19 protein-coding genes and 1 pseudogene are annotated in these 23,145 nt (G+C 72.6%); 8 read left to right on the plus strand and 12 right to left on the minus strand.

The window, feature by feature from the left end; genetic code table 11:
- The first annotated feature begins 5 nt into the window (after positions 1-5).
- From OG514_RS19945 to OG514_RS19960, 4 genes are all read left to right on the plus strand, one after another.
- Positions 6-428 carry a DUF742 domain-containing protein gene (locus tag OG514_RS19945; protein WP_266900900.1) on the plus strand — a complete coding sequence of 141 codons (423 nt, stop codon included), beginning with the start codon at positions 6-8 and terminating at the stop codon, positions 426-428.
- Positions 409-1,143 (plus strand): ATP/GTP-binding protein, encoded by a 735-nt coding sequence (locus OG514_RS19950; RefSeq protein ID WP_266896627.1) that lies wholly within the window; start codon positions 409-411, stop codon positions 1,141-1,143. The genes OG514_RS19945 and OG514_RS19950 overlap by 20 nt, the downstream gene beginning before the upstream one ends.
- Before the next feature lie 29 nt (positions 1,144-1,172).
- Positions 1,173-2,408 carry a styrene monooxygenase/indole monooxygenase family protein gene (locus tag OG514_RS19955; RefSeq protein WP_266896629.1) on the plus strand — a complete coding sequence of 412 codons (1,236 nt, stop codon included), beginning with the start codon at positions 1,173-1,175 and terminating at the stop codon, positions 2,406-2,408.
- A gap of 105 nt (positions 2,409-2,513) precedes the next feature.
- Positions 2,514-3,041 carry a DUF6584 family protein gene (locus OG514_RS19960; RefSeq protein WP_266896631.1) on the plus strand — a complete coding sequence of 176 codons (528 nt, stop codon included), beginning with the start codon at positions 2,514-2,516 and terminating at the stop codon, positions 3,039-3,041.
- A 275-nt stretch (positions 3,042-3,316) separates the two neighbouring features.
- On the opposite strand, the pseudogene OG514_RS19965 reads toward OG514_RS19960, so the two are convergent.
- The 5 genes and pseudogenes from OG514_RS19965 to OG514_RS19985 form a co-directional block, all read right to left on the minus strand.
- Positions 3,317-4,228: pseudogene (locus OG514_RS19965) on the minus strand (MFS transporter); the annotation flags it as partial.
- 101 nt (positions 4,229-4,329) lie between these two features.
- Positions 4,330-5,748, minus strand: a complete 1,419-nt coding sequence (locus tag OG514_RS19970) for a C40 family peptidase (RefSeq protein ID WP_266896633.1) — start codon at positions 5,746-5,748, stop codon at positions 4,330-4,332.
- A 74-nt stretch (positions 5,749-5,822) separates the two neighbouring features.
- Entirely contained in the window at positions 5,823-6,128 is a 306-nt protein-coding gene (locus tag OG514_RS19975; RefSeq protein ID WP_266896635.1) for a hypothetical protein, read from the minus strand.
- A gap of 28 nt (positions 6,129-6,156) precedes the next feature.
- Positions 6,157-6,879: a TetR/AcrR family transcriptional regulator gene (locus OG514_RS19980; protein WP_266896637.1), complete on the minus strand. Its 723-nt coding sequence runs from the start codon at positions 6,877-6,879 to the stop codon at positions 6,157-6,159.
- Between the two features lie 84 nt (positions 6,880-6,963).
- Positions 6,964-7,902: a diiron oxygenase gene (locus tag OG514_RS19985; protein WP_266896639.1), complete on the minus strand. Its 939-nt coding sequence runs from the start codon at positions 7,900-7,902 to the stop codon at positions 6,964-6,966.
- 175 nt (positions 7,903-8,077) lie between these two features.
- On the opposite strand from OG514_RS19985, the gene OG514_RS19990 reads away from it, so the two are divergent.
- A complete protein-coding gene (locus OG514_RS19990) occupies positions 8,078-9,187 on the plus strand; it encodes a ferritin-like domain-containing protein (RefSeq protein ID WP_266896641.1) in 1,110 nt (369 codons plus the stop codon).
- A 64-nt stretch (positions 9,188-9,251) separates the two neighbouring features.
- The gene (locus OG514_RS19995) at positions 9,252-10,082 is read left to right on the plus strand and encodes a hypothetical protein (protein ID WP_266896643.1); all 831 of its coding nucleotides are present in this window, start codon (positions 9,252-9,254) and stop codon (positions 10,080-10,082) included.
- Between the two features lie 36 nt (positions 10,083-10,118).
- Here the strand turns inward: OG514_RS19995 and OG514_RS20000 are convergent, their stop codons facing one another.
- The 7 genes from OG514_RS20000 to ligD all read right to left on the minus strand — a co-directional run bounded on the left by OG514_RS20000 (position 10,119) and on the right by ligD (position 20,064).
- Entirely contained in the window at positions 10,119-11,594 is a 1,476-nt protein-coding gene (locus OG514_RS20000) for a penicillin-binding transpeptidase domain-containing protein (protein ID WP_266896645.1), read from the minus strand.
- Positions 11,595-11,654: 60 nt separating this feature from the next.
- Positions 11,655-13,034: an FtsW/RodA/SpoVE family cell cycle protein gene (locus OG514_RS20005; protein WP_266896647.1), complete on the minus strand. Its 1,380-nt coding sequence runs from the start codon at positions 13,032-13,034 to the stop codon at positions 11,655-11,657.
- 64 nt (positions 13,035-13,098) lie between these two features.
- Positions 13,099-14,370, minus strand: coding sequence for a HAMP domain-containing sensor histidine kinase (locus OG514_RS20010; protein WP_266896649.1), 1,272 nt, complete (start codon positions 14,368-14,370; stop codon positions 13,099-13,101).
- Entirely contained in the window at positions 14,367-15,215 is an 849-nt protein-coding gene (locus OG514_RS20015) for a hypothetical protein (protein WP_266896651.1), read from the minus strand. Before OG514_RS20015 ends, OG514_RS20010 begins: the two co-directional genes overlap by 4 nt.
- A gap of 338 nt (positions 15,216-15,553) precedes the next feature.
- Positions 15,554-17,770 carry a PBS lyase gene (locus OG514_RS20020; RefSeq protein ID WP_266896652.1) on the minus strand — a complete coding sequence of 739 codons (2,217 nt, stop codon included), beginning with the start codon at positions 17,768-17,770 and terminating at the stop codon, positions 15,554-15,556.
- 288 nt (positions 17,771-18,058) lie between these two features.
- Positions 18,059-18,943 carry a DNA ligase gene (locus OG514_RS20025; RefSeq protein WP_266896653.1) on the minus strand — a complete coding sequence of 295 codons (885 nt, stop codon included), beginning with the start codon at positions 18,941-18,943 and terminating at the stop codon, positions 18,059-18,061.
- A gap of 224 nt (positions 18,944-19,167) precedes the next feature.
- Positions 19,168-20,064 (minus strand): non-homologous end-joining DNA ligase, encoded by an 897-nt coding sequence (gene ligD, locus OG514_RS20030; RefSeq protein WP_266896654.1) that lies wholly within the window; start codon positions 20,062-20,064, stop codon positions 19,168-19,170.
- A 73-nt stretch (positions 20,065-20,137) separates the two neighbouring features.
- Here ligD and OG514_RS20035 point away from each other — a divergent pair, with 73 nt between their 5' ends.
- Positions 20,138-21,208: a Ku protein gene (locus OG514_RS20035; protein WP_266896655.1), complete on the plus strand. Its 1,071-nt coding sequence runs from the start codon at positions 20,138-20,140 to the stop codon at positions 21,206-21,208.
- 358 nt (positions 21,209-21,566) lie between these two features.
- Entirely contained in the window at positions 21,567-23,108 is a 1,542-nt protein-coding gene (locus tag OG514_RS20040; RefSeq protein ID WP_266900901.1) for a M4 family metallopeptidase, read from the plus strand.
- Positions 23,109-23,145 lie beyond the last annotated feature (37 nt).

The following is a 23,145-nucleotide window of genomic DNA, read 5'->3' on the forward strand; positions in this document are numbered from 1 at the left end:
CGTCAGTGTTTCCGGGGTATTCGGGATTTCACGCCGACCGGCTGCCCGTGCGCGGAGACGGGCGCCGCCCCGCGCGCGTCCGCCCGTACTCGCTGACCGGCGGGCGTACCCGCTTCGGCCATGTCCTGCTCGTCGAGACCTTCGTGGCGGCGCTCGAAGCGCCCGCCGTGCGCAAGGTCCTGACGGACGGCGGGCCCGGCGCCCGCGGTCTGATGCCGGAGATGCGGGCCATCGTCGAGATCTGCCGCCGGATGCGGACGGTCGCGGAGATCTCGGCGCTTCTGAAGATGCCGTTGGGGGTCGTCCGGGTGCTGCTCAGTGACCTGGCCGACCAGGGAAAGATCCGTGTGTACGGGACCGGTCACGGCACCGGCCAGCCCGACCGCGCGCTCCTCGAAAGGGTGCTGAGTGGACTCCGTCGTCTCTGACGCCTCCGCCGTTTCCGATGCTGTCTCCGATGCGCCGCCGGTGGCGGGCATCCCCACGCAGCCCCAGGCCCCGCAGGGCGATCTGTTCCAGCGAGATACCGCCGAACCGGCCGCCGCGGCACCCGATGCCGAGGAAGGCGCGCAGGACTGGCAGCTCGACCACACCCGCGCCCCGATCGCGACGAAGATCGTCGTCGCGGGCGGGTTCGGCGTCGGCAAGACCACCTTCGTCCGCGCGGTCTCGGAGATCACCCCGCTGCAGACCGAGGCGCTGATGACCCGGGCCAGTGAGGACACCGACGACCTCACCGCCACTCCGGACAAGCTCACCACCACGGTGGCGATGGACTTCGGGCGGATCACGCTCGACAACGACCTGGTGCTGTACGTCTTCGGTACGCCGGGCCAGCAGCGCTTCTGGTTCATGTGGGACGACCTGGTGCGCGGGGCGATCGGCGCGATCGTGCTCGCCGACACCCGGCGGCTCACCGACTGCTTCCCGGCCCTCGACTACTTCGAGAGCTGCGGACTTCCGTACATCGTGGCCGTCAACCACTTCGAGGGCACGGAGCTGTTCGAGGCGGAGGACGTCAGGGAGGCGCTCACCGTGCCCCCGCACGTACCCGTGGTGATCATGGACGCGCGCAAGCGGTACAGCGTCGTCGAGAGCCTTCTCGCGATGGTCGCGCACGCGCTCGAAGCCACCCCCGAATAGATCTCCCCGTCACGCCAGGAGCACCACCCATGCGGAAGATACTCATAGTCGGCGCCGGCCAGTCCGGTCTGCAGCTCGCCCTCGGACTCCAGTCGTCGGGGTACGAGGTCACCCTCATGTCGAACCGGACGGCGGACGAGATCCGGTCCGGCCGGGTCATGTCCACCCAGTGCATGTTCGACACCGCGCTCCAGCACGAGCGGGACCTCGGCCTCAACTTCTGGGAGTCCCAGGCCCCGCGCATCGAGGGCCTCGGCGTCTCGGTCGCCGCCCCCGACGCCGGCCGTGCGATCGACTGGGTCGGCAAGCTCGACGGGTACGCCCAGTCCGTCGACCAGCGGGTGAAGATGGCCGGCTGGATGGAGACCTTCGCCCAGCGCGGCGGTCAGCTGGTGATACACGGCGCGGCCGTCGGCGATCTGGACTACTTCTCCCGCAGCTACGACCTGGTGCTCGTCGCGGCGGGCAAGGGCGAGCTGGTCTCGATGTTCGGCCGGGACGACTCTCGCTCGCCGTACGACGCGCCGCAGCGCGCGCTGGCCGTCGCGTACGTCCACGGCCTCGGCCCGCGCCCCGAGCACCCGGACTTCGACGCGGTCCGCTGCAACCTGGTGCCGGGCGTCGGCGAACTGTTTGTCATGCCGACGCTGACGACGGGCGGCCGCGCCGACATCCTCTTCTGGGAGGGCATCCCGGGCGGCCCCCTCGACGCCTTCCAGGGCATCAAGGACCCGGCGGAGCACCTGTCGCTGACGCTGGAGCTGATGGAGAAGTTCACGCCCTGGGAGTACGCGCGGGCCACCAAGGTCGAACTGACCGACGCCGGCGGCACGTTGGCCGGCCGGTACGCGCCGACGGTCCGCAACCCGATCGGCCGGCTGCCCGGCGGCGGTCTGGTCCTCGGCGTCGCGGACGTGGTCGTCGCCAACGACCCGATCACCGGCCAGGGCTCCAACTCGGCGTCGAAGTGCGCGGCCGCGTACCTCACGGCGATCGTCGAGCACGGCGACAAGCCGTTCGACGAGGAGTGGATGCAGTCCGCGTTCGACCGCTACTGGCAGACGGCCCAGCACGTCACCAAGTGGACGAACGCGATGCTGGGCGTCCCGCCGGAGCACGTCCTGAACCTCATCGGCGCGGCCGGCCAGCTGCAGCCGGTGGCCGACCGCTTCGCCAACGGCTTCAACGACCCCGCGGACTTCGAGAACTTCTTCTTCGACCCCGAGAAGACGAACGCCTACCTGGCGGAGGTCGCGGGAGCCTGACCCGCCCCCGATGGCCGGCGCCCGAAGCCCGGGCGCCGGCCATCGGCATGGACGGGGCCGTAAAACAGGTCGAGCCGCCGAGCCCCGATCCTCGATCATGTGTTCATGTCTCAGCTGAACACCCTGGCCCGTGTGGATGCCGACCTCGTCGCCGGGCGGGTCCCCCTGGCGCGGCAGCGGCTGCGTGGGCTGGTCTCGTCGTTCCCGTACGACCTGACGCTGCGGCGCCGGCTCGCCGAGGTGTACCGGCTGTACGGGGACGCGGCCGAGGCGGGGCGCTGGATGTACCTCGAAGAGGACCGGAGCGCGGACGAGACCGCTGCCTTCGAGGACCGCTACCGGACTCCCGGGCGGCGCATGAAGGCGCTGGCTTGGCGCGGGCCCGAGGCGCTGGCGGCGACCCCGGTCGCCGAGGAGCGGCTCGCGGCGGTGCGGACCGCCTGTGCCGAGCGGCTCGGACACCCCGTCGACTGGGACGACCCGACCTCCTACGCGGAGGATCCGGACGGCGAGTACGCACCGGAAGCCGAGGGGTGGACACTCGCCGGAGTGATCGTGGGCGCCGGCGTCCTGGCGGGAATCGTCATCATGGTGGGCGTCTGGGTGCTCGGGATCATCTCCCTCTTCTCGTAGCGCCCGGCGTCCTCCGCCCGGCGGACCGCCCACGGCGTCAGCAGGCCCGTCAGCGCGAAGAGGGCGCCGACGACGTACCAGCCGGGGCGGCCCCAGCTCACGCACAGGGCGATCACGAGGCCGGGGCCCACCGCCTCGGAGAGGCCCGCGCCGAGGCCGAAGACGCCCAGGTACTGGCCGGTGGCATGGGGCGGGGCGAGGGCGTACGACACCTCGAAGCCGCCCGCCGAGTGCCACAGTTCGCCGACCGTGTGGACCACGACGGCCGCCAGGAGCAGGCCGACCGCCACCGCCACGGGCATCCCCGCCGAGAGCGGGACCAACGCACAGGAGACCAGGAAGGCCGCTCCGGCGCGGCGGTAGGCGTGGCCGCCCGCGCGCGGGGAGTCGATGCCCCGGCTCGCCCGCACCTGGAGTCCCACGACGATCACCGTGTTGGCGAGCATGGTGCCCGAGACGAGCCAGTGCGGGGCGCTGGTGGACCCCACCAGCCACAGCGGGATCGCTACCGTCAGCACCTTGAACTGGATCGCCATCACCCCGTCGAGCGCGGTGAGCGCGAGATACGGGCGGTCCCGCAGCGCGATCCACCGCGGCCCCCGGGCGACGGGCGAGGGCGCCACCGGCGGCAGCAGGAAGAGCACGACGGCGGAGGCGGCGAACGCCAACGCGTTCGCGACGACCAGGAGTTGATACGCGTCGAGCGTGCCGACCTGGACCGCCCAGCCCGCGAGCAGCGCGCCGAGGGAGATGCCGACATTGGTCACGGCCCGCAGATAGGCCCGGAACTCCTGCGGCCGCTCCCCTCCGTAGTGCCGGACCAGGGGCGCACGGGCGGCAAGGCCGGCCGCCTTCGCCCCGGTCGCCGTCGAGACCGCGAGGACGAACGGCCAGAATCCGTCCGCGAACACGAAGGCCCCCGTAGCCAGGGCCTGCACCAGCAGCGTGGTGACGTACACGCCCCGGGCCCCGAGGCGGTCCGCGAGGTGGCCGACCCCGATGCCCACGGCGAGGGAGAGCATTCCGGCGATGCCGAGCCCGAGTCCCACCGTGCCGGCCGAGAGGTGCACGGCCTGGGTGAAGTACAGGACTCCGGCGGTCAGGAAGAGCCCGCTGCCGACGGTGTTCACGAAGTTCGAGGCGGCGAGCGTGCGTTGGGGGCCGGTGGCCGGCAGCAACTTGGGCATGACGAGGCTCCGCTTCCGATCCGCGACGAGCGGCAGGTAAGGACCCGTCAAGCTTGTTGCATATTACTTGCAGGAGCAAGAGGCGGGCAGGGAAAGGGACTTCATGAGCCGTCGGAGCCGTCGGGGTTGTCGTAGCCTTCGTCGCCGCCCTCCCTCGCCCCCGCCGGAAGCACCGGCGGGGTGTACGCGGCCAGGGCCTCCCCGTCCGGATCCGGGCGCACGGCCCCGAGCAGCGGGTTCGCCGCGATCGGGGAGACCTTCACCTTTCCGCCGGGCCGCGGCGCCTGCACCACCAGGCCCTCGCCGAGATAGACCGCCACATGGGTCGCGCCCGGGAAGTACACCACCAGGTCCCCGGGGCGGAGCTCGGCGAGCGGCACCCGGGGCAGCGTCGCCCACTGCTCCTGACTCGTGCGCGGCAGCTCCCGGCCCGCCGACGCCCACGCCTGCTGGGTCAGCCCCGAGCAGTCGTACGTCTCCGGGCCCTCCGCCCCCCACTCGTACGGCTTGCCGATCTGACCGACGGCGAACCGCAGCGCATCCGCGCCCGCCCCGGACGGGGTGCGCCGGCCGTCCAGGACGCCCGAGTCGAGCAGTTCGCGCTGCGCGCCCGCCGTCTGGACCCGCTCCAGCTCGGTGAGCCGGGCCAGTTGCTCGGGGGAGAGTCCGGCGAGCAGCTTCTCGACCTCGGCGAGCCGGGCCCGCACCTCGTCGCGCCGGGTGCGCTGCGCGGCGGCGAGGGTCTGCTGCCGGTCGAGCGCCTTGCGGGAGGCGCTCGCCAGCGTGCCGGCCTGCCGCTCGGCCTTCTCCAGCCTCGGCACGGCCGTGGCCCGATCGCGGGAGGCCCGCGCCATCAGATGCCCCTGATCGAGCGCCGACTGAGGGTCCGGCGAGAAGAGCAGCCGCAGATAGGAGGAGAACTCGGACCTGCCCTGGTACTGCTCCCGGGCGATCCGGCCGGCCGCGGCCCGCCCCTGGGCCAGCGCGGTGCGGGCGGCGGTGAGCCGGGCGGTGACCTTCTTGGTGTCGGCGGTCTGGAGCCTCAGCGCCTCCTCTGCGGCGTTGAACCGCTCGGTCGCCTCCTCGGTCTGCCGGTAGAGCGTCCGCATCCGGGTGAGCAGCGCGGTGACGGAGTCGCCGCCGGGGGGAGGGAGGGCGGAGGCGTCGTCGGCGGGGGAGGACTCCGAGGCTTCGGGGGGCGCGGGGGGTGCGGGAGGTGCGGGGTCGGTCGGAGCGGCCTCCGGGTCGGCCGTTCCCACGGGCTTCACGGGCTCGACAGGGTCGACAGGGTCGACCGGATCTGCCGGATCTGCCGGATCTGCCGGTTCCACGGGTTTCGCGGCCGGGTCGACCGGTTCCACAGGCTCCGCGGCCGGGTCGGCCCAGGCGATGGGCGCCTCCACGGGGGGATCGACCGGGGGCTCAGGCGCGGCGGTGGCACCCGCCGGGGCGACCCCTGTGAGCGCCGTCGCCGCGGCGAGTGCCCCCGCGCAGACCGTACGCAGCAGTCTTCGCGACACGTCACCACCTCCACGGAGATGATGACGCGCCAATTCATCCGATTACCGTACGAGAGGGGGCGCGTCCGGCGTGCTCACCCGTTCGGCTCAGAGTCCTCGGGAAGGCGCGCGGCGCCGCTCGGCTTCGACCAGGGCCACTTCAGCTCCCGCCGCTCGCGGCCCTCGGGGGCGTACTCGTAGACCCAGCCGCGCCGGATCCCCAGCCGCTTCGTGTGGCCCGCGGGCTCGCGCCGGTACGCGTGCAGGGTGGGCGGGTGCCCGTTGTGGGCCGGGACCGGGATCTCGTACCACTTCGGCGGGTGCCCGGTCGCGCCGACCAGGATCGGCAGGACCCGGCCGTCGAGGGGGCCGCCACGGAAGGGGGTGTTCTCGCTTCTCACCCCTCCAGTGTCCCCTCCGGATGCTCGTTCAGAGCAGGTGGGCCGCCTCGCCGACCACCGGGATCACCCGTCGGGCCAGCCGTGCCACCGGTCCGTCGGGCGTCTCCTGGGCGAGCAGCCGCGCGACGACCCGCGCCGTCTCCTCGTCGCTGGCCGTACTGGCCGCGAGGAGGGCGATGAGATGGTCCACGAGCCATTCCCGCAGCTCCCGGGCCGGGGGCCGCTTGTCCTCGTCGAGCCAGATGAGCGAGGCCGCCTCCACGGCTGCGATCCACGTCCTGACCAGCATGCTGAGCCGGGGTCCCGGTCGCTCCACGCCCAGGTGGACGAGGATCTGCTCGGCGGCGGCCCGCCGCACCTCGTCGACGATCGCGGTGGTCCGGGAGGTCTCGGCGACGCTGCCGCCGCGCAGCAATGCGCTGAACCCGGCGTCGTGCTCGTCGACGAAGGCCAGATAGCGGTCGAGGACCCGACCGAGCCGCTCGGTGGGCGGACCGACCGGCGGTTCGGTGAAGCAGTGGTTCAGGGCGTCGGCGGAGGAGCGGAGCGCGGCCTCGTACAGCTGCTGCTTGCCGCCGGGGAAGTAGCGGTAGACGAGGGGGCGGGAGACGCCGGCCGCCTCGGCGACGTCGTCGAGGGAGACGTCCTCGGGCGTCCGGTGGGCGAAGAGGCCCTGGGCGGCTTCGAGGAGCTGGCCGCGGCGCGCCTCGACGCTGAGCCTGCGGTACGCGGGGGTGGCGGCGCCTGTCATGCCCGCAGCGTATCCGTGCACCCCCGAACCCCCACCCGCGGCGCCCCTCGCCCGCCCGTTGCGGGCGGGCGGGTGCGGGGCGCGTCAGGCGAGTAGGCCCGAGGACTTCCACAGGCGGCGGCCCGCACCCCGCAGCACGCCGATGTCGTCGAGGAGGTCCGTCAGGCGTCGCGCGCCCGACTGCATCACCTCGCGTCGGTGCCCGCTCGCCCGCACTTGTGCGACCGCCTCCCGCCGGTCCAGGCCCACCGCCTCGTACACCTGCGGGTTGACGAAGCAGGTGGAGAAGACCCGGGCCGCCTCGCCGCAGCTCAGCCGGGTGAACTCCTGCTCCCAGCGTGGAGCGGTCACCATCTGGCGGCGCAGCTCCTCGCGGGCGTACCGCACATGGCGTGCCTCCTCGACCACATGGATGCGGGTCACCCCGCGTACGAGGGTCTGCACCCGCTCGTCGGGGAAGGTCAGCCGCTGCATCCAGTCGAGGATCTCCTCGCCGAGCAGGGTGGCGGCGAAGGAGCCGGGGGTGGTGGAGACGGTCTTCAGGAGGCGCGCGAGGTTGTGGTAGAGCCTCGGCACCGGGTACGCGGGTGTGCCGCCCTGTCGGATCAGCCGCGCGAACATCATCGAGTGCCGGCACTCGTCCGCTATCTCGGTGAGCGCATAGCGGACGTGATGACTGGTCAGCGACTTGTCGTAGATGTGCCGGACGAGCAGCTGCATCAGGATGATCTCGAACCAGATCCCGAGCGAGGCGAGCGCCGCCGCCTCGTGGCGCGAGAGCGCGATCCGCTGCTCCTCGGACATCCGGCGCCAGAGCGGGGTGTCGTAGAGGGAGACGAGCTCGGGCGGCCAGAACCACTTGCCGTCCTCGAACGGCGCGTCCCAGTCGAGCTCGCTGTCCGGATCGTAGGAGTGCTTGCGGGAGGACTCCAGGAGGCGTTCGGCGACTTGTTCACGGTCGCGCAGCGGCCCCAGGGCGTCCCGGAGAAGGCTGAAGTCGGGCTCGGTGGTGAAGGGGGTCATGGTCGCGCACCTCGCTGTGCTCGCCGTCGGGAGGTCAGGGGGACACCGCTTATCAGACTCCCCGTCAGTAAGCCCGTCAATCCCTTACGCACGGCAGCGCACGACCGTGCGCGACTTGTTGACGATCCGTCTACCACCGTGTGAGCCTGCTGGAAACGGACGGAAGGAGTCGTCAGTGTCGACGCACGACCTTTACGTGAACGCCCCCACCGGACCCGGCCGGGAGATTCCCGCCACCGGTGCCGCCCGCTTCTCCTGGGAGTACGAGGACGGCCGCGAGCGCCTCCTCGCCCTCTACCAGAAGGGCAAGGACAAGCAGTGGGACGGTGCCACCCGGATCGACTGGGACCTGGAGGTCGACCCGTACGACCCCCTCGGCACACCCGACGACGTCCTGACCCTCCACGGCACCCGCCACTGGGCCCTGATGACGGAGAAGGACAAGGGCGACCTGCGCCGGCACTACGCCTCCTGGCAGTTCAGCCAGTTCCTCCACGGCGAGCAGGGCGCCATGGTCTGCGCCGCCCGGATCGTCGAGTCGGTCCCCGACCTGGACGCCAAGTTCTACTCGGCCACCCAGACCATGGACGAGGCCCGGCACGCCGAGATCTACGGCCGCTTCCTGCACGACAAGATCGGCATGCTCTACCCGATCAACGACAACCTGCAGAGCCTGCTCGACGACACCCTGCGCGACTCCCGCTGGGACATGCCCTACCTCGGCATGCAGGTCCTCATCGAGGGCCTCGCCCTCGCCGCCTTCGGCATGATCCGCGACACCACCGACAAGCCGCTGCCCAAGCAGATCCTCGCGTACGTGATGCAGGACGAGGCGCGGCACGTGGCCTTCGGACGGATGGCCCTGCGCGACTACTACGGGCAGTTGTCGGACGCCGAACTCCGCGAGCGCGAGGAGTTCGTGATCGAGGGCTGCTATCTGATGCGCGACCGGCTGCGCGGCGTCGAGGTCCTGGAGAACTTCGGCATCCGGCGGAAGGAGGCGGAGGAGCTGAGCGAGCGCAACGAGTTCCTGCATCTCTTCCGCAAGCTGCTCTTCAGCCGCATCGTCCCCTGCGTCAAGGACATCGGACTCTGGGGCCCACGCCTCCAGAAGGCCTACCTCGACATGGGCGTCTTCGATCTCGGCGACTCCAACCTCGACCTGCTGATGACCCAGGACGAGGAGATCGCGGAGGCCCTGGACCGCGAGCGCTTCGCCAAGGAGGAGCGGGAGCGGGTGGCGGAGGTCGGCGAAGCCATCGCGGCGGGCGCGGCGGAGGAGTAGGCGGGCGAACGGAGCTCGCGACCCGGAAGAAGGGATGTCACACCGGTGACGTAGCGTGCCCGTCATGACCATGCCGCCCTCGCCGAGCCAGCCTCCCCACAACCCGTACGGCGGGCCCGTACCGCCCCCGCAGCAGCCCGGGGCGTTCGGGGCTCCGCAGGGCTTCCCCCCGCAGGGTGTTCCGCCGCACGGTGTTCCGCCTCAGTACCCGGGGCCGGGCGCCGGCGCCTGGGGGCAGCCGCCCATGGGGCCGCCGCCGAAGAAGAAGTTGTCGGCCGGGGCGATCGTCGCCATCGTCCTCGGATCCCTGGTCCTGGTCGGCGGTCTCGGTTACGGGGTGAAGGCCGGGCTCGACGGCGCCGGCGTCACCGGCCCCTTCCCGGAGGCGACGCACAAGCTCGTCGTCCCGCAGACGCTCCTCGACGGCGAGTTCACCCGGGTCGCCGACCTCTCCGAGACCCAGGGCAAGGAGATCGAGGACGCCCCCGACCTCACCGTGAAGGACGCCAAGGCGGCGGTCGGGCAGTACAGCGGCAAGGACGAGTCCGCCCTCGTCGTCTCCGGAATGTACGGACGCATCAAGAACGGCGAGGCCACCCGCGCGTCCATCCTCAGGGGCGCGGCCACGGAGAAGGACTCCACGCTCGTCGTCCGTCCCAAGGACTTCACCCCCGCCGGGTACGGCGTGACCGTCAGATGCCAGGTCACCACGTCGAAGGACACCCTCGGCACGACCACGCTCCCCATGTGCGCCTGGGGCGACGACAACACGGCGGCCGCCGTGGCCCTGGTCACCACCGAGTCGGCCACCACCGACCCGGCGGACATCGACCTGGCCGAGCTGGCCGAGACCACGGCCAAGATCCGCGCGGAGATCCGCAAGCCGATCGGCTGACCCTTCCGGGCGCGCCGGGGGCGGCACCGGAAGGCGCTACCCCCGGGCCTCCGCCTCCAGCCGCAGCGCCTCCTCCATCACCGACTTCGCGATCGGGGCCGCGCTGCCACCCCCGCTGATGTCCGTACGGGAGGCCTCCGCGTCCTCGACGACCACCGCCACCGCGACCGCCGGCTGGGCCGCGTCCTCGGCCTGGGCCCAGGCGATGAACCAGGCGTACGGGGTGCCGGTGTTACCGAATCCGTGCTGGGCCGTGCCCGTCTTGCCGCCGACCCGGGCCCCGGGGATCGCCGCGTTCGTCCCCGTACCGTCCTCGACGGCCTTCACCATCAGCCGCTGGAGCTGCATCGCCGTCGAGGGGCTCATCGCCTGCCGGTAACTGCGGCGGCCCGTACGGTCGATCGCCGTCCCGCCCGAGGTCGTCGTGCGCTCGACGAGGTACGGGTGGGCGATCTCGCCGTTGTTGGCGACCGCCGACGCCACCATCGCCATCTGGAGCGGTGTCGCCGTCGTGTCGAACTGCCCGATCGAGGAGAGCGCCAGCTGGTCCGGGCTCATCTCCCGGTCGAAGTTGGACTTCGCCACCCAGGACGGCACCCGCAGCCCCGTGTCGTTGAAGCCGAAGCTCTCCACCGTGTCGAGCATCCCGTCCAGGCCGACCTCCACCCCGAGGCCGGCCATCACGGTGTTGCACGACCACTGGATCGCGTACGCGAGGGACGCGTCGGCGCAGCCCGTCGCCTCGTTCGGCAGCACCTGGCGGGTGCCGGGCAGCATGAAGGGGTCCGGGGTGTCCGTCGGCGCGTCCACGTCCCGCACCGCCCCCGCGTCGAGCGCCGCCGCGGCCGTCACGATCTTGAACGTGGAACCCGGCGGGTACGTCTGCCGCAGCGCCCGGTTCAGCATCGGCTGGTTCGGAGAGGTGTTGAGCCGCTTCCAGGCGTCCGTGACCGACCGCCCCGTACCGGAGAGGACCCCCGGGTCGTACGAGGGCGAGCTGACCAGCGCCAGGACCCGGCCGCTGTACGGCTCGACCGCGACGACCGCGCCCCGTTTCCCGTCGAGCCCCCGGAAGGCCGCCTCCTGCATCGAGGAGCGGATCGTCGTCACGACGTCACCGCCGGGCTGCCGGCGCCGGGTGAGGTCGTTCCAGAGGGGCAGTGGCGCCAGCATCGGATCGGTGCCGGCCAGGATCGCGTCCTCGGCGTGCTCGACGAGGGTCGTGCCGTACGTCTGCGAGGAGTAGCCGGTCAGTGGCGCGTACAACGGCCCCTGGGGGTAGGTCCGTTCCCAGCGCAGCTGCTGCCCGCTGTCCCGGGAGCCCGTCACCGGCTTCCCGTCGACGACGATCTCGCCGCGCGGCTGCGCGTAGCGGCTGATCGCGATCCGCCGGTTGGCCGGGTTGTCGTCGAGCGACTCGGCCTCGAAGACCATCACGCGCGCGGAGTTGACGAGCAGCGCCACGAGGAGGACGAGACAGAGCGCGGCGGCCCGCCGGGCGTACCGGATCATCTGGTTCCCCCCGGGGCGTACAGCCGGATCACGTGGTTCCCCCCACGTCGTACGGTCGGATCACGAGGCCCCCTCCTTCACCGGCGCGAGCGTCCCCGTGTCGGCGTCGTCCGGTTGCGGTGCGCGCGCCGAGTCGCTGACGCGGATGAGGAGCGCCACGATCACCCAGTTGGTGACGACCGACGAACCTCCCTGCGCCAGGAACGGCATCGCCATGCCGGTCAGTGGGATCAGACCCATCACCCCGCCCGCGATCACGAAGACCTGGAGCGCCACGATCGAGGCGAGCCCGATCGCGAGGAGCCGCCCGAAGGGGTCCCGCAGCGACAGACCGGCGCGGTAGCCGCGGGCGACGAGGAGCGCGTACAGCAGGAAGAGCGCGGTCAGGCCGACGAGCCCCAGCTCCTCGCCGGCCGTGGCCAGGATGAAGTCGGACTTGGCGGCGAAGCCGATGAGGACGGAATGGCCGAGACCGAGCCCCGAGCCGAGCATCCCCCCGGCGGCGAAGGCGAACAGCGACTGTGCGAGCTGCCCCGGCCCGTCCCCGGCCCGGATCGAGGCGAAGGGGTCGAGCCAGTCCTGCACCCGACTGTGGACGTGCGGTTCGAGCGAGCCCACGAGGAAGGCCCCGGCGGAGGCGAGGACGAGCCCCACCGCGATCCAGCCGGTCCGGCCGGTCGCCACGTACAGCATGATCACGAAGAGGCCGAAGAAGAGCAGCGAGGTGCCCAGGTCCCGTTCGAGGACGAGCACGCCGACGCTCAGCAGCCAGATCGCCACGATCGGCCCGAGCACCCGCCCGGTCGGGAACTGGAAAATCCAGATCCGTCGGCCGGTGTACGCGAGCGCGTTGCGGTTCGCGGCGAGGTACGCGGCGAAGTAGACCGCGAGCAGGATCTTGGCGAACTCGCCCGGCTGGAAGGAGAGACCGCCGATCCGGATCCAGATCTTGGCGCCGTTCACGGCCGGGAAGAAGATCGGCAGGATCATCAGGGCGAGCGCGGCGGCCACCGACACGTACGCGTAGCCCTGGAGCGCGCGATGGTCGCGGAGCAGCAGCACGACCACGATGAACAGCGCCACCCCGAGCGTCGACCAGACCAGCTGCGTCGCCGCCGCGTGGTCGTTCGGCGTCTCCAGGTCGAGGCGGTAGATCAGCACCAGGCCGAGGCCGTTCAGCAGGACCGCGATCGGCAGCAGCAGCGGATCGGCGTACGGGGCGCGGAACCGGACCGCGAGATGGGCGACGAGCGCGAGCAGACCGAGTCCGGCCCCGTAGCGGGCGGCGTCCGGCGGTACGGCCCCGCTGCGGGCGAGGCCGACCTCGGCGTAGCCGTAGACGGAGATGAGGACGGCGCAGACCAGGAGGGAGAGTTCCACGCCGCGCCGCTTCGGCATGCGTACCCCGGGCGGGGGAGCGTCCGTGCGCGGTGCGGTCATGGCCGCAACGTAGCAAGCGGTATGCCCTATGTCCCTTTTGTGTGACGGTGTGCCGTGGCGCGCCTCAGTCCTCGGGTGCCGCGTCCGTGAAGCGCACGTACTCGGGCAGCCGCAGCCGCGCCTCGGCGCCACCCCCTTCGGCACCGGTGAAGAGCAGCTCGGCGCCGATCACCTCCGCCTGCCCCACCGCGATCGTCAGCCCCAGGCCGTGCCCCTTGCCGCCGCTCTCGGTACGGAACCGCTGCGGCCCCGACTCCAGGAGGTACGCCGGATAGCCGGGCCCGTGGTCCCGCACGGACACCACCGGCCCGTCCACCGTCAGGACCACCGGCGGGGCACCGTGCTTGTGCGCGTTCGCGATCAGATTGCCGAGCACCCGCTCCAGGCGCCGACGATCCGTCTCCACCGTCGCGTCCCGGACGACCCGCACCTCCGTCTCCGTGCCCGAGGCGCGCACCACCCGCTCGGCGAGCGGACCGAGCTCGTGCACGGCCAGGTCGACGGTCTCGTTGCGGGCGTCGAGCCGCGAGATCTCCAGGAGGTCCTCGGTGAGCCCGCGCATCGCCCGCACCCGGTCCCGTACGAGCTCCGAGGGGCGGCCCTCCGGCAGCAGCTCGGCCGCCGCCGAGAGCCCGGTGAGCGGGGTCCGCAGCTCGTGCGCCACGTCGGCGGTGAACCGCTGCTCGCTCTGCAGCTTGCTCTGCAGCGAGGACGCCATCGTGTCGAGCGCCCCGGACACCGTGGCCACCTCGTCCTGCGGGCGCGAGGGGTCCTTCGTCCGGGGGTCGTCCACACGCGCGTCGAGGTCACCGGCGCTGATCCGGCGGGCCACCTGGGCGGTGAGGTGCAGCCTCCGGGTGACCCGGGTGACGGCGAAGGCGCCGACGAGCAGGGTCGCCCCGATCGCGAGGACGGAGGAGCCGAGGATCGAGCGGTCGAGCGCGTCGATCGTCTCGGCGCTCTGCGTGTAGTCGACGCGTACGGCGAGGGCGCGGCCGTCCGCCGGGCCCGCCGCCCACATCGTCGGCCGCCCCCGGTCGTCGGCGACGACCGTGCCGCGCTCGCCCCCGACGGCGAGCGCCCGGAGGGAGTCGGGGAGCCCGGGCGGGTCGACCCCGGCGAACCGGGGGAGCGGCTCGCCGGCCTCGTAGAGCCGGGTGACGTCGGTGAGCCGCGCGAGGGCCTTCTCGCGGGAGTCGTCGACGGTCTGGCCGGTCACCGACACGTGGACGAGGATGCCGAGCAACGCGGCGAGGGCGCAGCACATCACCCCGATGAAGACCGCGGCCTTCCAGGTGAGGGTCGCGGTCCAGGCGGGCAGCCGGGGCGCCCTCACGGGCTCGGCCTGGCGGGGACGGGCAGGGGAACGGTCGCGTTCGGGGGAGTGACCCCGTCCACGGGCACGTCCGGGAGCGCGGGCGCGTCCGTGGGTGCCGGGGCCGGCGTGGGAGTGGGCGTGGGCGTCGGGCTGACCAGGCGGGGCGCGGGCGCGGTCGACGGCCCGCTGCCACCGGGCTTCACCCGGACGATCTCGTCCCGGGTGGGCAGCATGCTGTGCTGCTGCTCGTCCCAGGACCAGGCGGTGCGGTACTCGTATCCGGGGATGCCCGCCGAGCTGACCCGCATGATCAGGTCCCGGCCGGCCAGCTCCACGCTGATGACCTGGTCGACGGTGGACATGATGCGGGTGAGCCCGCCGTTCTCGGCGAGGTAGACCCGGACGCCGACCTGCTGGTCCGGCATGCGGATCCCGACGATCAGCTCGTCCCGGCCGTTGCCGGTCAGGTCGCGGTAGTACGGCCGCATGACCGGACAGGCGGCGGGCGCGGTGCCGCAGGCCCGGATGGCGCGGGCGGTCTCCTCGTAGAGCCCGTCGCCGCCGCTGTACGTGTCGGGGTGGGCGCGCACCTCGGCTTCGACGACCGCGACGGCGTCGACGGAGCGGACGTCGTTGTCGGAGACCTTGATGCCGGGGACCCGCTCGGTGTCGGACTCCCCGTAGTCGATCGGCGGATCCGTGGCGGGCGGCAGATCGGGCCAGAGCCGCACGGGGCCGACCGCGGTGGGCGCGACCCCGGCGCTCTTGAGCCCGCCCTCGCCGCCACCGCCGCAGCCGACGACGCCGCCGAGTACGAGGGCACACAGGACACCGGCGGCGAGCTGCACTCCGCGCGGTCTCACACTGCTCCTCGTTCGGGTCGGTCGGGGCCGGGCGGTCGGCGCCCGGGCGGGCCCGGTCCGGGCCCGCTCCCAGTAGACCTTATTCGGAGAGAAGTCCTTTTTGTCCACTTGGGTGGCGGGCTCTGCCCACTCCCGCGGGCGGCCGGTGCGCGAACACCCGCTGTCCCACCGTTCCGGAACCACCGGCCCCACCGGCCCCACCGGACCTACCGCCCGGAACCCGTCGGCCCACCCCTGGGGGGTGTCCGGCGCGGGGGCGGCCCGCTCCTGAGGGGGTGTCCCGGCACGCGGGTCGGCCCGCCGCCGAGGGGGTGTCCGGCGCGGGGGTCGGCGCGACCCTAGAACGCGCCCCGCTCCATCCTCGCCAGAGCCGCCCGGCACACGGTCAGCAGCTTCTCGTCGAGGTGGATGTCATGGCTGCCCGAGGCGCCCTCGCGGGCGTTGTGACGGCGCCGACGGGTCAGCTCGGTGAGGATCACCAGCTGCGCCTCCGAGGCCGCCGGGCCCATCTCCGCCAGGCACTCGGCCACGTCCACGCGCGCGTGCCGGTTCTCCTCCCAGGCCGCGAGCAGCACCGGCAGGGTCGTCGCCGTGTCCCCGGACACCCGCCACAGGGCCGCGGCGCTGCGGACCCGCACCCACAGGTCCCGGGCCCCGAGACCCGGCAAGAGGGCGGAGGCCGTCGAGGCGGCGGCCGGGCCGATCTCACCGAGGGCCTGGGCGGCGGAGCACCAGTCCGCGCCCGAGGCGCCCGGCCGCAGCCACCGCTCCAGGGCCGGCAGGATCTCCCCCAGGTCGCCCTCGGCCGCCCACAGGGCGCGCGCCGCCGCCGTGGCGACCGTGGCCGATTCGGCGGTCAGGAGTCCGCGCATGTCCGGTACGGCCTTCTGCGCCGCGGGCCCGAAGGCGGCGAGGGTCCGCAGCGCGGCCTCGCGCACCCAGTCGCGCCGGTTCGACGGCGCCCCGCGCAGCACCCGCAGGACCTCCGGCACGGCCTGGGCGCCCCGCACGGCCGCGAGGGCGTACAACAGGGGCGCCGCCCGGTCGTAGAGCCGCTCGTCGAGCTCCACCTCGGCGAGCCGGCGCCGCAGCAGCGGCGCGAGCATCGCGGCGGAGGGCCCGAGGCCGTCCATGGCGTACAGCAGCTCGCGCCGCACCTCGCGCTCCTCCAGGGCGCGGGCGAGCAGCGGGACGGCGCGGGTGTCGCCCGCGCGCGCGAGCGCGAGGAGCGCCCCGTCGCGCCCGGACCGCCCGACGAAGCCGTGCTGTGGGCCGCTGCCGCCGCAGCCGCCCTGCCCGGCCTTCCTGGACCCGGTCTGCCCTGCCTGTCCTGCCTGCTTGGCCGACCCCGACCCCGACCCCGTGCCCTGTGCGGGCCCAAGGGCCTGCCCGGGACCCACGCCCGTCGGGCCCCCGGCGAGGCGGGCGGCGAGCGCGTCGGCGGCGGGCGCGCCCAGCTCGAAGAGTCGCTCAAGGAACGAGGTCGCGGCCTCCCGGAGCCGCGGCTCCGGGTCGTGCAGCTGCGCGCCGACCAGCCGGACGACCTCCTCGTACCGTCCGCGCCAGATCCTTATCAACCCGCCACACAACCAGATCGCGTCCGAACGCTGCCCCCAGTCCGGGCTGCGCAGCTGCGCGAGGATCAGCGCGATGCGGTCGTCGACCCGGTCGTCGAGCGCCGCGTGCAGGGTCCGCAGCAGCTCCTCCGTCCAAGGAGCGGGACGCCCGGCGGCATGCTCCTCCAGGAGCTCGCGGACCTGGCCGATGAGGGTCGGGGTGGCGGCGCGCTCGGTTCCGGGAGCCACCGGCCCCTGTGCCGAGGTCCTGATCTCCTCCAGGAGTCCCGTCACCCACGGCACGATGTCGTCCGGGATGTCAGCGGGCGCGCAGCGCGCTCGCTGGGTGAGGGCCGCGAGCCGGAGCCCGGGGTCCTGGGCGGCGCGAGCGAGCCAGCCGAGCCAGTCGACGGTCTCGGCGCGCAGCGACGCGTGCCGCAGGGCGATCCGTCCGACGGCGGCGACCAGGGCGAGCCGTACCTCGGTGTCCCGCTCGACGGTGAGCCGTTCGCGCAGCAGGGTCAGCGCCCGCGCGGGCTCGGGGTGCAGCGAGGCGAGCGCGCAGGGCGCGGCGAGCCGCACCTCGGGGTCGGGGTCGGAGACGAGTCCCAGGAAGACGTCGGATCCCGCGGCGATCGCGGCGGCGGCCATCGCGTAGTTGGCGGCGGGGATGAACTCCCCGTCGTCGGGGTCGAGTTCGTCCAGTTCGTCGTCGTCGTCGAGTTCTATCCCGCCGATGCTGGTGAGCAGCTCGACGATGCAGCCCCGGTCCTGGACGGCGGGGTCGGCGACGAGTTCGAGGAGGAAGGGGATACAGGCGAGGGTGGAGTCGTAGACGTCGCCCTGATGGTGCACGGCCCCGTACATGCCGTCGAGGGCCGTCTCCCGTTCGGCGGGATCGGCGGAGGCGAGTCCGCGGAGCAGCTCCGGCACGTCGTCCGCGGGACCGTACGCGTGCCCCAACGAGGCCCAGTCGACCTCCTCGATCCCCGTCAGCATTTGCCAGGCCGCCTTCCCCGTGAGCCCTGTTGCCAGGCAGCAAGTGTGCACCACGTGACGGACAGCAAGGCCTTACCGGCAACACCCGGCGCGCGCAGACCCCGAGTTGCGGCCTCTTTGCGCCATGTACGGTGCGGAGCAGGGTAGTTGCACTCAGTGCACGACCCGGGGCGGTGCCGACGACGGCGCACCCCTCCGGCCGGACTCCCGGAGGCGGCGGCCCGGCACTCCGCCCCGACCCGCCGGGGCATCGGCTCTCCCTGCCGCCCGACCCGCCAGGGGATCGGTTCACCCCTCCGACCGGACCCGGACGAAGGTCGCGTTCTCCTGCCGCTGCCGCACCGCGAGCTGCCGCAGTTCGACGGGGAGCGGCGGGTCCACCCACCGCACCGGCCCGTGTTCGGGGTCCTGGGCGAGCGGCCCGGCGCGGTCGCCCGTCAGGGCGCCGACCTCGCGCGACTGCGCGGGGGTGAGCCGGGGCGAGGTGGTGGCCGTACGCCCGTCGGGGAGGCGTACGACCAGGGCCCGGGGCCGGTCGGGCGGGCCGATGACACCGAGCAGCACGCCGTCGCTCGTCTCCGTGTGCCGGATCTTCCGCCAGGCCCAGGTGGAGCCCGCCCGATAGGTGGAGGTCAGGGCCTTCGCGACGATCCCCTCGACCCCCGCGTCCCGCAGGTCGCGGAACCAGCAGCGCGCGATCTCCTCGTCCAGGGTGGCGAGCACCCGCTGGAGCGGCGGCTCGGCATCGAGCAGGGCCGTACCGAGCAGCTCCCACCGGTCACGGAGCGGCAGACCCCGTACGTCGCGCCCCGGGACGGCGAGCAGGTCGAAGGCGATGTACGAGACCGGAACCCCGGCGCGGGCCCGGTCGGCGGGAGAACGGAGCAGGTCGGTGAAGCTCAGCCGCCCCTCCCGGTAGGCGCACAGCTCGCCGTCGAGGACGATCCCCGGCGGCAGCTGATCGCGCAGGTGCGCGGCGATCCCGGGGAACTCGGGAGCCAGGTCGCGGCGGGACCGGGACTGGAGGACGACCTTCCCGTCGTCGAGGACGAAGGCGAGCGCCCGGAACCCGTCCAGCTTGAGCGAGTACTGCAGCTCCCGGGGCGGTTCTCCTTGTACGGGGATCTCGTCGGCGGACCGGGGCCGCATGACGTCGACGGGAGGGCGGAGCACGACGTCGCCATGCCCGCGGGAGCGGGCCTCGTCCCGCTCTCGGCCCGGAGTGCCACCGAACGCCGCCTCGCCGCCCCGGCTCGGGGATCGGCTCGGGGATCGGCTCGGGGGGCGACCCGGGGCTCGGCCGCCCCCGCCCGAGGTCCGGCCGTCTCCGCTCGGGGCTCCTCCGCCCGCGCCCAGGGCCCCGTCACCGCCGCCAGGGCCGGGCGCCGGGCCCCCGCTCATGGCACGTCCCCCGCCCGCTCGGGCGCGAAAAGTGGCGCGAGGAGGTCCCCGTACCGCTCAAGACGTGGCGCGATGTCATCCATGAGGAGGACGAGGGACTCGGAGTGCGCGGCGGCCCCGGCGCACTCCTCGACCTCCTCCCACGTGACGGGTGCGGAGACCATGGGGAGGGGCCGTGCCCGCAGGGTGTAGGGGGTGGCGGTGGTCTTGGCGGCGGCGTTCTGGCTGTGGTCGACGAAGACCTTCCCGGTCCGCAGGGCCCGGGCCATCCGGTGCACGACGAGCCGCGGCAGCGCGGCCTCCGCCTCGACGGCGAGCGTGCGCGCGTACGCCGAGACGAGCGGGGAGGGCGTGGGCACCACCGGGACGAGCAGGTGCAGCCCCTTGGAGCCGGAGGTCTTGGCGAAGGCCTCCAGCCCGTCGCCGGCGAGCCGCTCGCGCAGGTGAAGGGCGACCCGACAGCACTCGACGACCGTCGCGGGGGCCCCGGGGTCGAGGTCGAACACGAGCCGGTCGGCGACGGCGGGGGAGGAGGCCCGCCACTGGGGCGTGTGGAACTCGACGACGAGGTTCGCGGCCCACATCAGGGAGGCGAGGTCCTCGACGACCACCTGCCGGGCCCGGGGGTCCTCGGAGCGGGGTACGGGGGCGGTCCTCACCCAGGAGGGTGTGCCGGGCGGCGGATTCTTGGTGAAGAAGAGCTGCCCGTCGGGACCGTCCGGATAGCGCAGGAACGACACCGGGCGATCGCGCAGATGCGGGAGGATCGCGGCCCCGACGGTCGCGTAGTAGTGGAGCAGCTCGCCCTTGGTGGTTCCGGTGACCGGGTGGAGCACCTTGTCCAGGTTGCTGAGCGCCAGGCGCCGCCCCTCCACCTCCGTGAGAGGCGTCATACGATGAGAATCCCACGATTCGCGACAAATCGGCGATGACGAAACGTCCTGATCCGACCCGAAGGGAACACCCGTGCGATCCATCTGGAACGGCGCCATATCCTTCGGCCTGGTCAGCATCCCGATCAAGCTGGTGAACGCCACCGAGAGCCGGTCCGTCTCCTTCCGTCAGATCCACACCGAGGACGGCGGCCGGGTCCGCTACAAGAAGGTGTGCGAGCTCGACGGCGAAGAGGTCCCCCAGGCGGAGATCGGCAAGGCGTACGAGGACGCCGACGGGACCATGATCCCGATCACCGAGGAGGACCTGGCCGCACTGCCGCTCCCCACGGCGAAGACGATCGAGATCGTCGCCTTCGTGCCGGCCGGCGACATCGACCCGCTGCAGATGGACGCCGCGTACTACCTCTCGGCGAACGGCGTCCCGGCGGCCAAGCCGTACACCCTGCTCCGCGAGGCGCTGAAGCGCAGCGAGAAGGTGGCCGTGGCGAAGTACGCCCTCAGGGGGCGGGAACGCCTGGGGATGCTCCGGGTCGTGGACGACGTGATCGCCATGCACGGCCTGCTCTGGCCGGACGAGATCCGCGCGCCGGAGGGCGTGGCCCCGGAGAACCCGGTGAGCGTACGGGACGCCGAACTCGACCTGGCGGACGCCCTGATGGCCACCCTGGGCGAGGTCGACATGAGCACCCTCCACGACGACTACCGCACGGCGGTGGAGGAGATGATCGCGGCCAAGGCGGAGGGCGGCGAGGGCGTCGCGGCCCCGACGGAGGGCGAGGAGCCCGGCGGGGGCCAGGTCATCGACCTGATGGCGGCCCTGGAGAACAGCGTCAGGGCGGCGAAGGAGGCCCGGGGCGAGACGCGGGAGGTCGCGGAGGTCACCCCCCTGAAGCCGCGCGCCGGTACCCCGAAGGCGACGGACGCGAAGAAGTCGACGGCGAAGACGGCGGCGAAGAAGGCGACGGCCGCCACCCACAAGTCGACGTCGGCGAAGAAGGCGACGGCGAAGACCCCGACGAAGTCGACGGCGAAGACAACGGCGAAGTCGACGGCGAAGACGGCCAAGTCGACGACGGCCAAGAAGGCTCCCGCCAGGAAGACCCCGGCCAAGAAGGCGACTCCGCGCAAGCGCACCGCCTGAGCGGCTCACGAAGGGCCACGACACGGCCGAACTCACCGAAGCCCCCCGGAATCCGTTCCGGGGGGCTTCTCGCTGTCCGCCCCCGCCCCAGGGGATGGGGCGCCGCGCCAACTAGTCGAATAGCGGACACAGTTCACTGTCCTTCGGACAACAGATGGTCAAATTCTTGTTGCAGACCTGTCAAACGGCTCTCTTCGCTGGCACGCTCACAGCCGCACCACCCCCACCACCCCCACCACCCCCACGATCCCCAAACCCCCCACCCCCCACGCTTTTCAGCGAAGGAGCCCGCGTGACTCGCCAGCAGTCCTCGCACCGCCGTACCGCCGTCACCACCGCCCTGATCGCATCGGCCGCCATGGTCGTCGTCGGAGTCCAGACCGGATCCGCCAGCGCCGATGCCCAGCGTGAGGCCGGCGCCACGGCGCTCGTGCTCTCCGGTTCCCAGCGCGCCGCCGCCGTCCAGGAGGCCCAGGCCGGAGCCGCCGGGACGGCCAGGGCCATCGGCCTCGGCGGCCGGGAGAAGCTCGTCGTCCGGGACGTCGTCAAGGACGCCGACGGCGCTGTGCACACGCGCTACGAGCGCACCTACGAGGGCCTTCCCGTCCTCGGCGGCGACCTCGTCGTGCACCAGAAGAAGAACGGCACGCGCGCCACCACGAAGGCGACCGACGCCCGGATATCCGTGGCGAGCACGGCCGCCGCCGTCACGGCCACGACCGCGGGCAAGTCCGCCGCGGCGTCCTCCGACGCGCGGTCCGCCGCCCCCGCCTCGTCCCGCAAGGTGATCTGGGCGGCCACCGGCAAGCCGGTCCTCGCCTGGGAGACGACCGTCACGGGCGTCCAGGCCGACGGCACCCCGAGCCGGCGCCACGTCATCACCGACGCGACCTCGGGCAAGGAGCTGTACTCCTACGAGGCGATCGAGACGGGCACCGGCAACACCCAGTACAGCGGCAGCGTCACTCTCGGCACCGCCCCCTCGTTCACCCTCACGGACACCGCGCGTGGCGGCCACAAGACGTACGACCTGAACGGCGGCACCAACGGCACCGGCTCGCTGCTCACCAACAGCACCGACACCTGGGGCAACGGCCTGGCCACCAACCGGGAGACCGCCGCCGCCGACGCCCACTACGGCGCAGCCGTCACCTGGGACTTCTACAAGAACGAGCTCGGCCGCAACGGCATCCGCGGCGACGGCGTCGCCGCCTACTCCCGCGTCCACTACGGCAACGCGTACGTCAACGCCTTCTGGGACGACTCCTGCTTCTGCATGACGTACGGCGACGGCACCGGCAACCTCAAGCCGCTGACCTCCCTCGACGTCGCGGGCCACGAGATGTCCCACGGCCTGACGGCCTCCACCGCCAACCTGCGCTACAACAGTGAGTCCGGCGGCCTCAACGAGGCCACCTCCGACATCTTCGGCACCTCGGTCGAGTTCTACGCGGCCAACGCCACGGACACCGGCGACTACCTCATCGGCGAGAAGATCGACATCCGCGGCAACGGCACCCCGCTCCGCTACATGGACAAGCCGAGCCGCGACGGCAACTCCGCCGACTACTGGTCGAAGTCGGTCGGCCGTCTGGACGTCCACTACTCCTCGGGCCCGGCCAACCACTTCTTCTTCCTGCTGTCCGAGGGCAGCGGCGCCAAGACGATCAACGGCGTCTCCTACAACTCCCCGACCAGCGACGGCTCCACCCTCACGGGCATCGGCCGTGCCAAGGCCTACAAGATCTGGTACAAGGCCCTCTCCACCTACATGACCTCCTCCACCAACTACGCCGGCGCCCGCACGGCCACCCTCTCCGCGGCCACCGACCTGTACGGTGCGGGCAGCGCCGAGTACACGGCGGTCGCGAAGGCGTGGACGGCGATCAACGTCAAGTAACAACGGCGGCGATCAACGTCGAGCAACACCGGGGGCG

The sequence above is a fragment of the Streptomyces sp. NBC_00572 genome, assembly GCF_026341815.1.
Classification (GTDB): Bacteria; Actinomycetota; Actinomycetes; order Streptomycetales; family Streptomycetaceae; genus Streptomyces.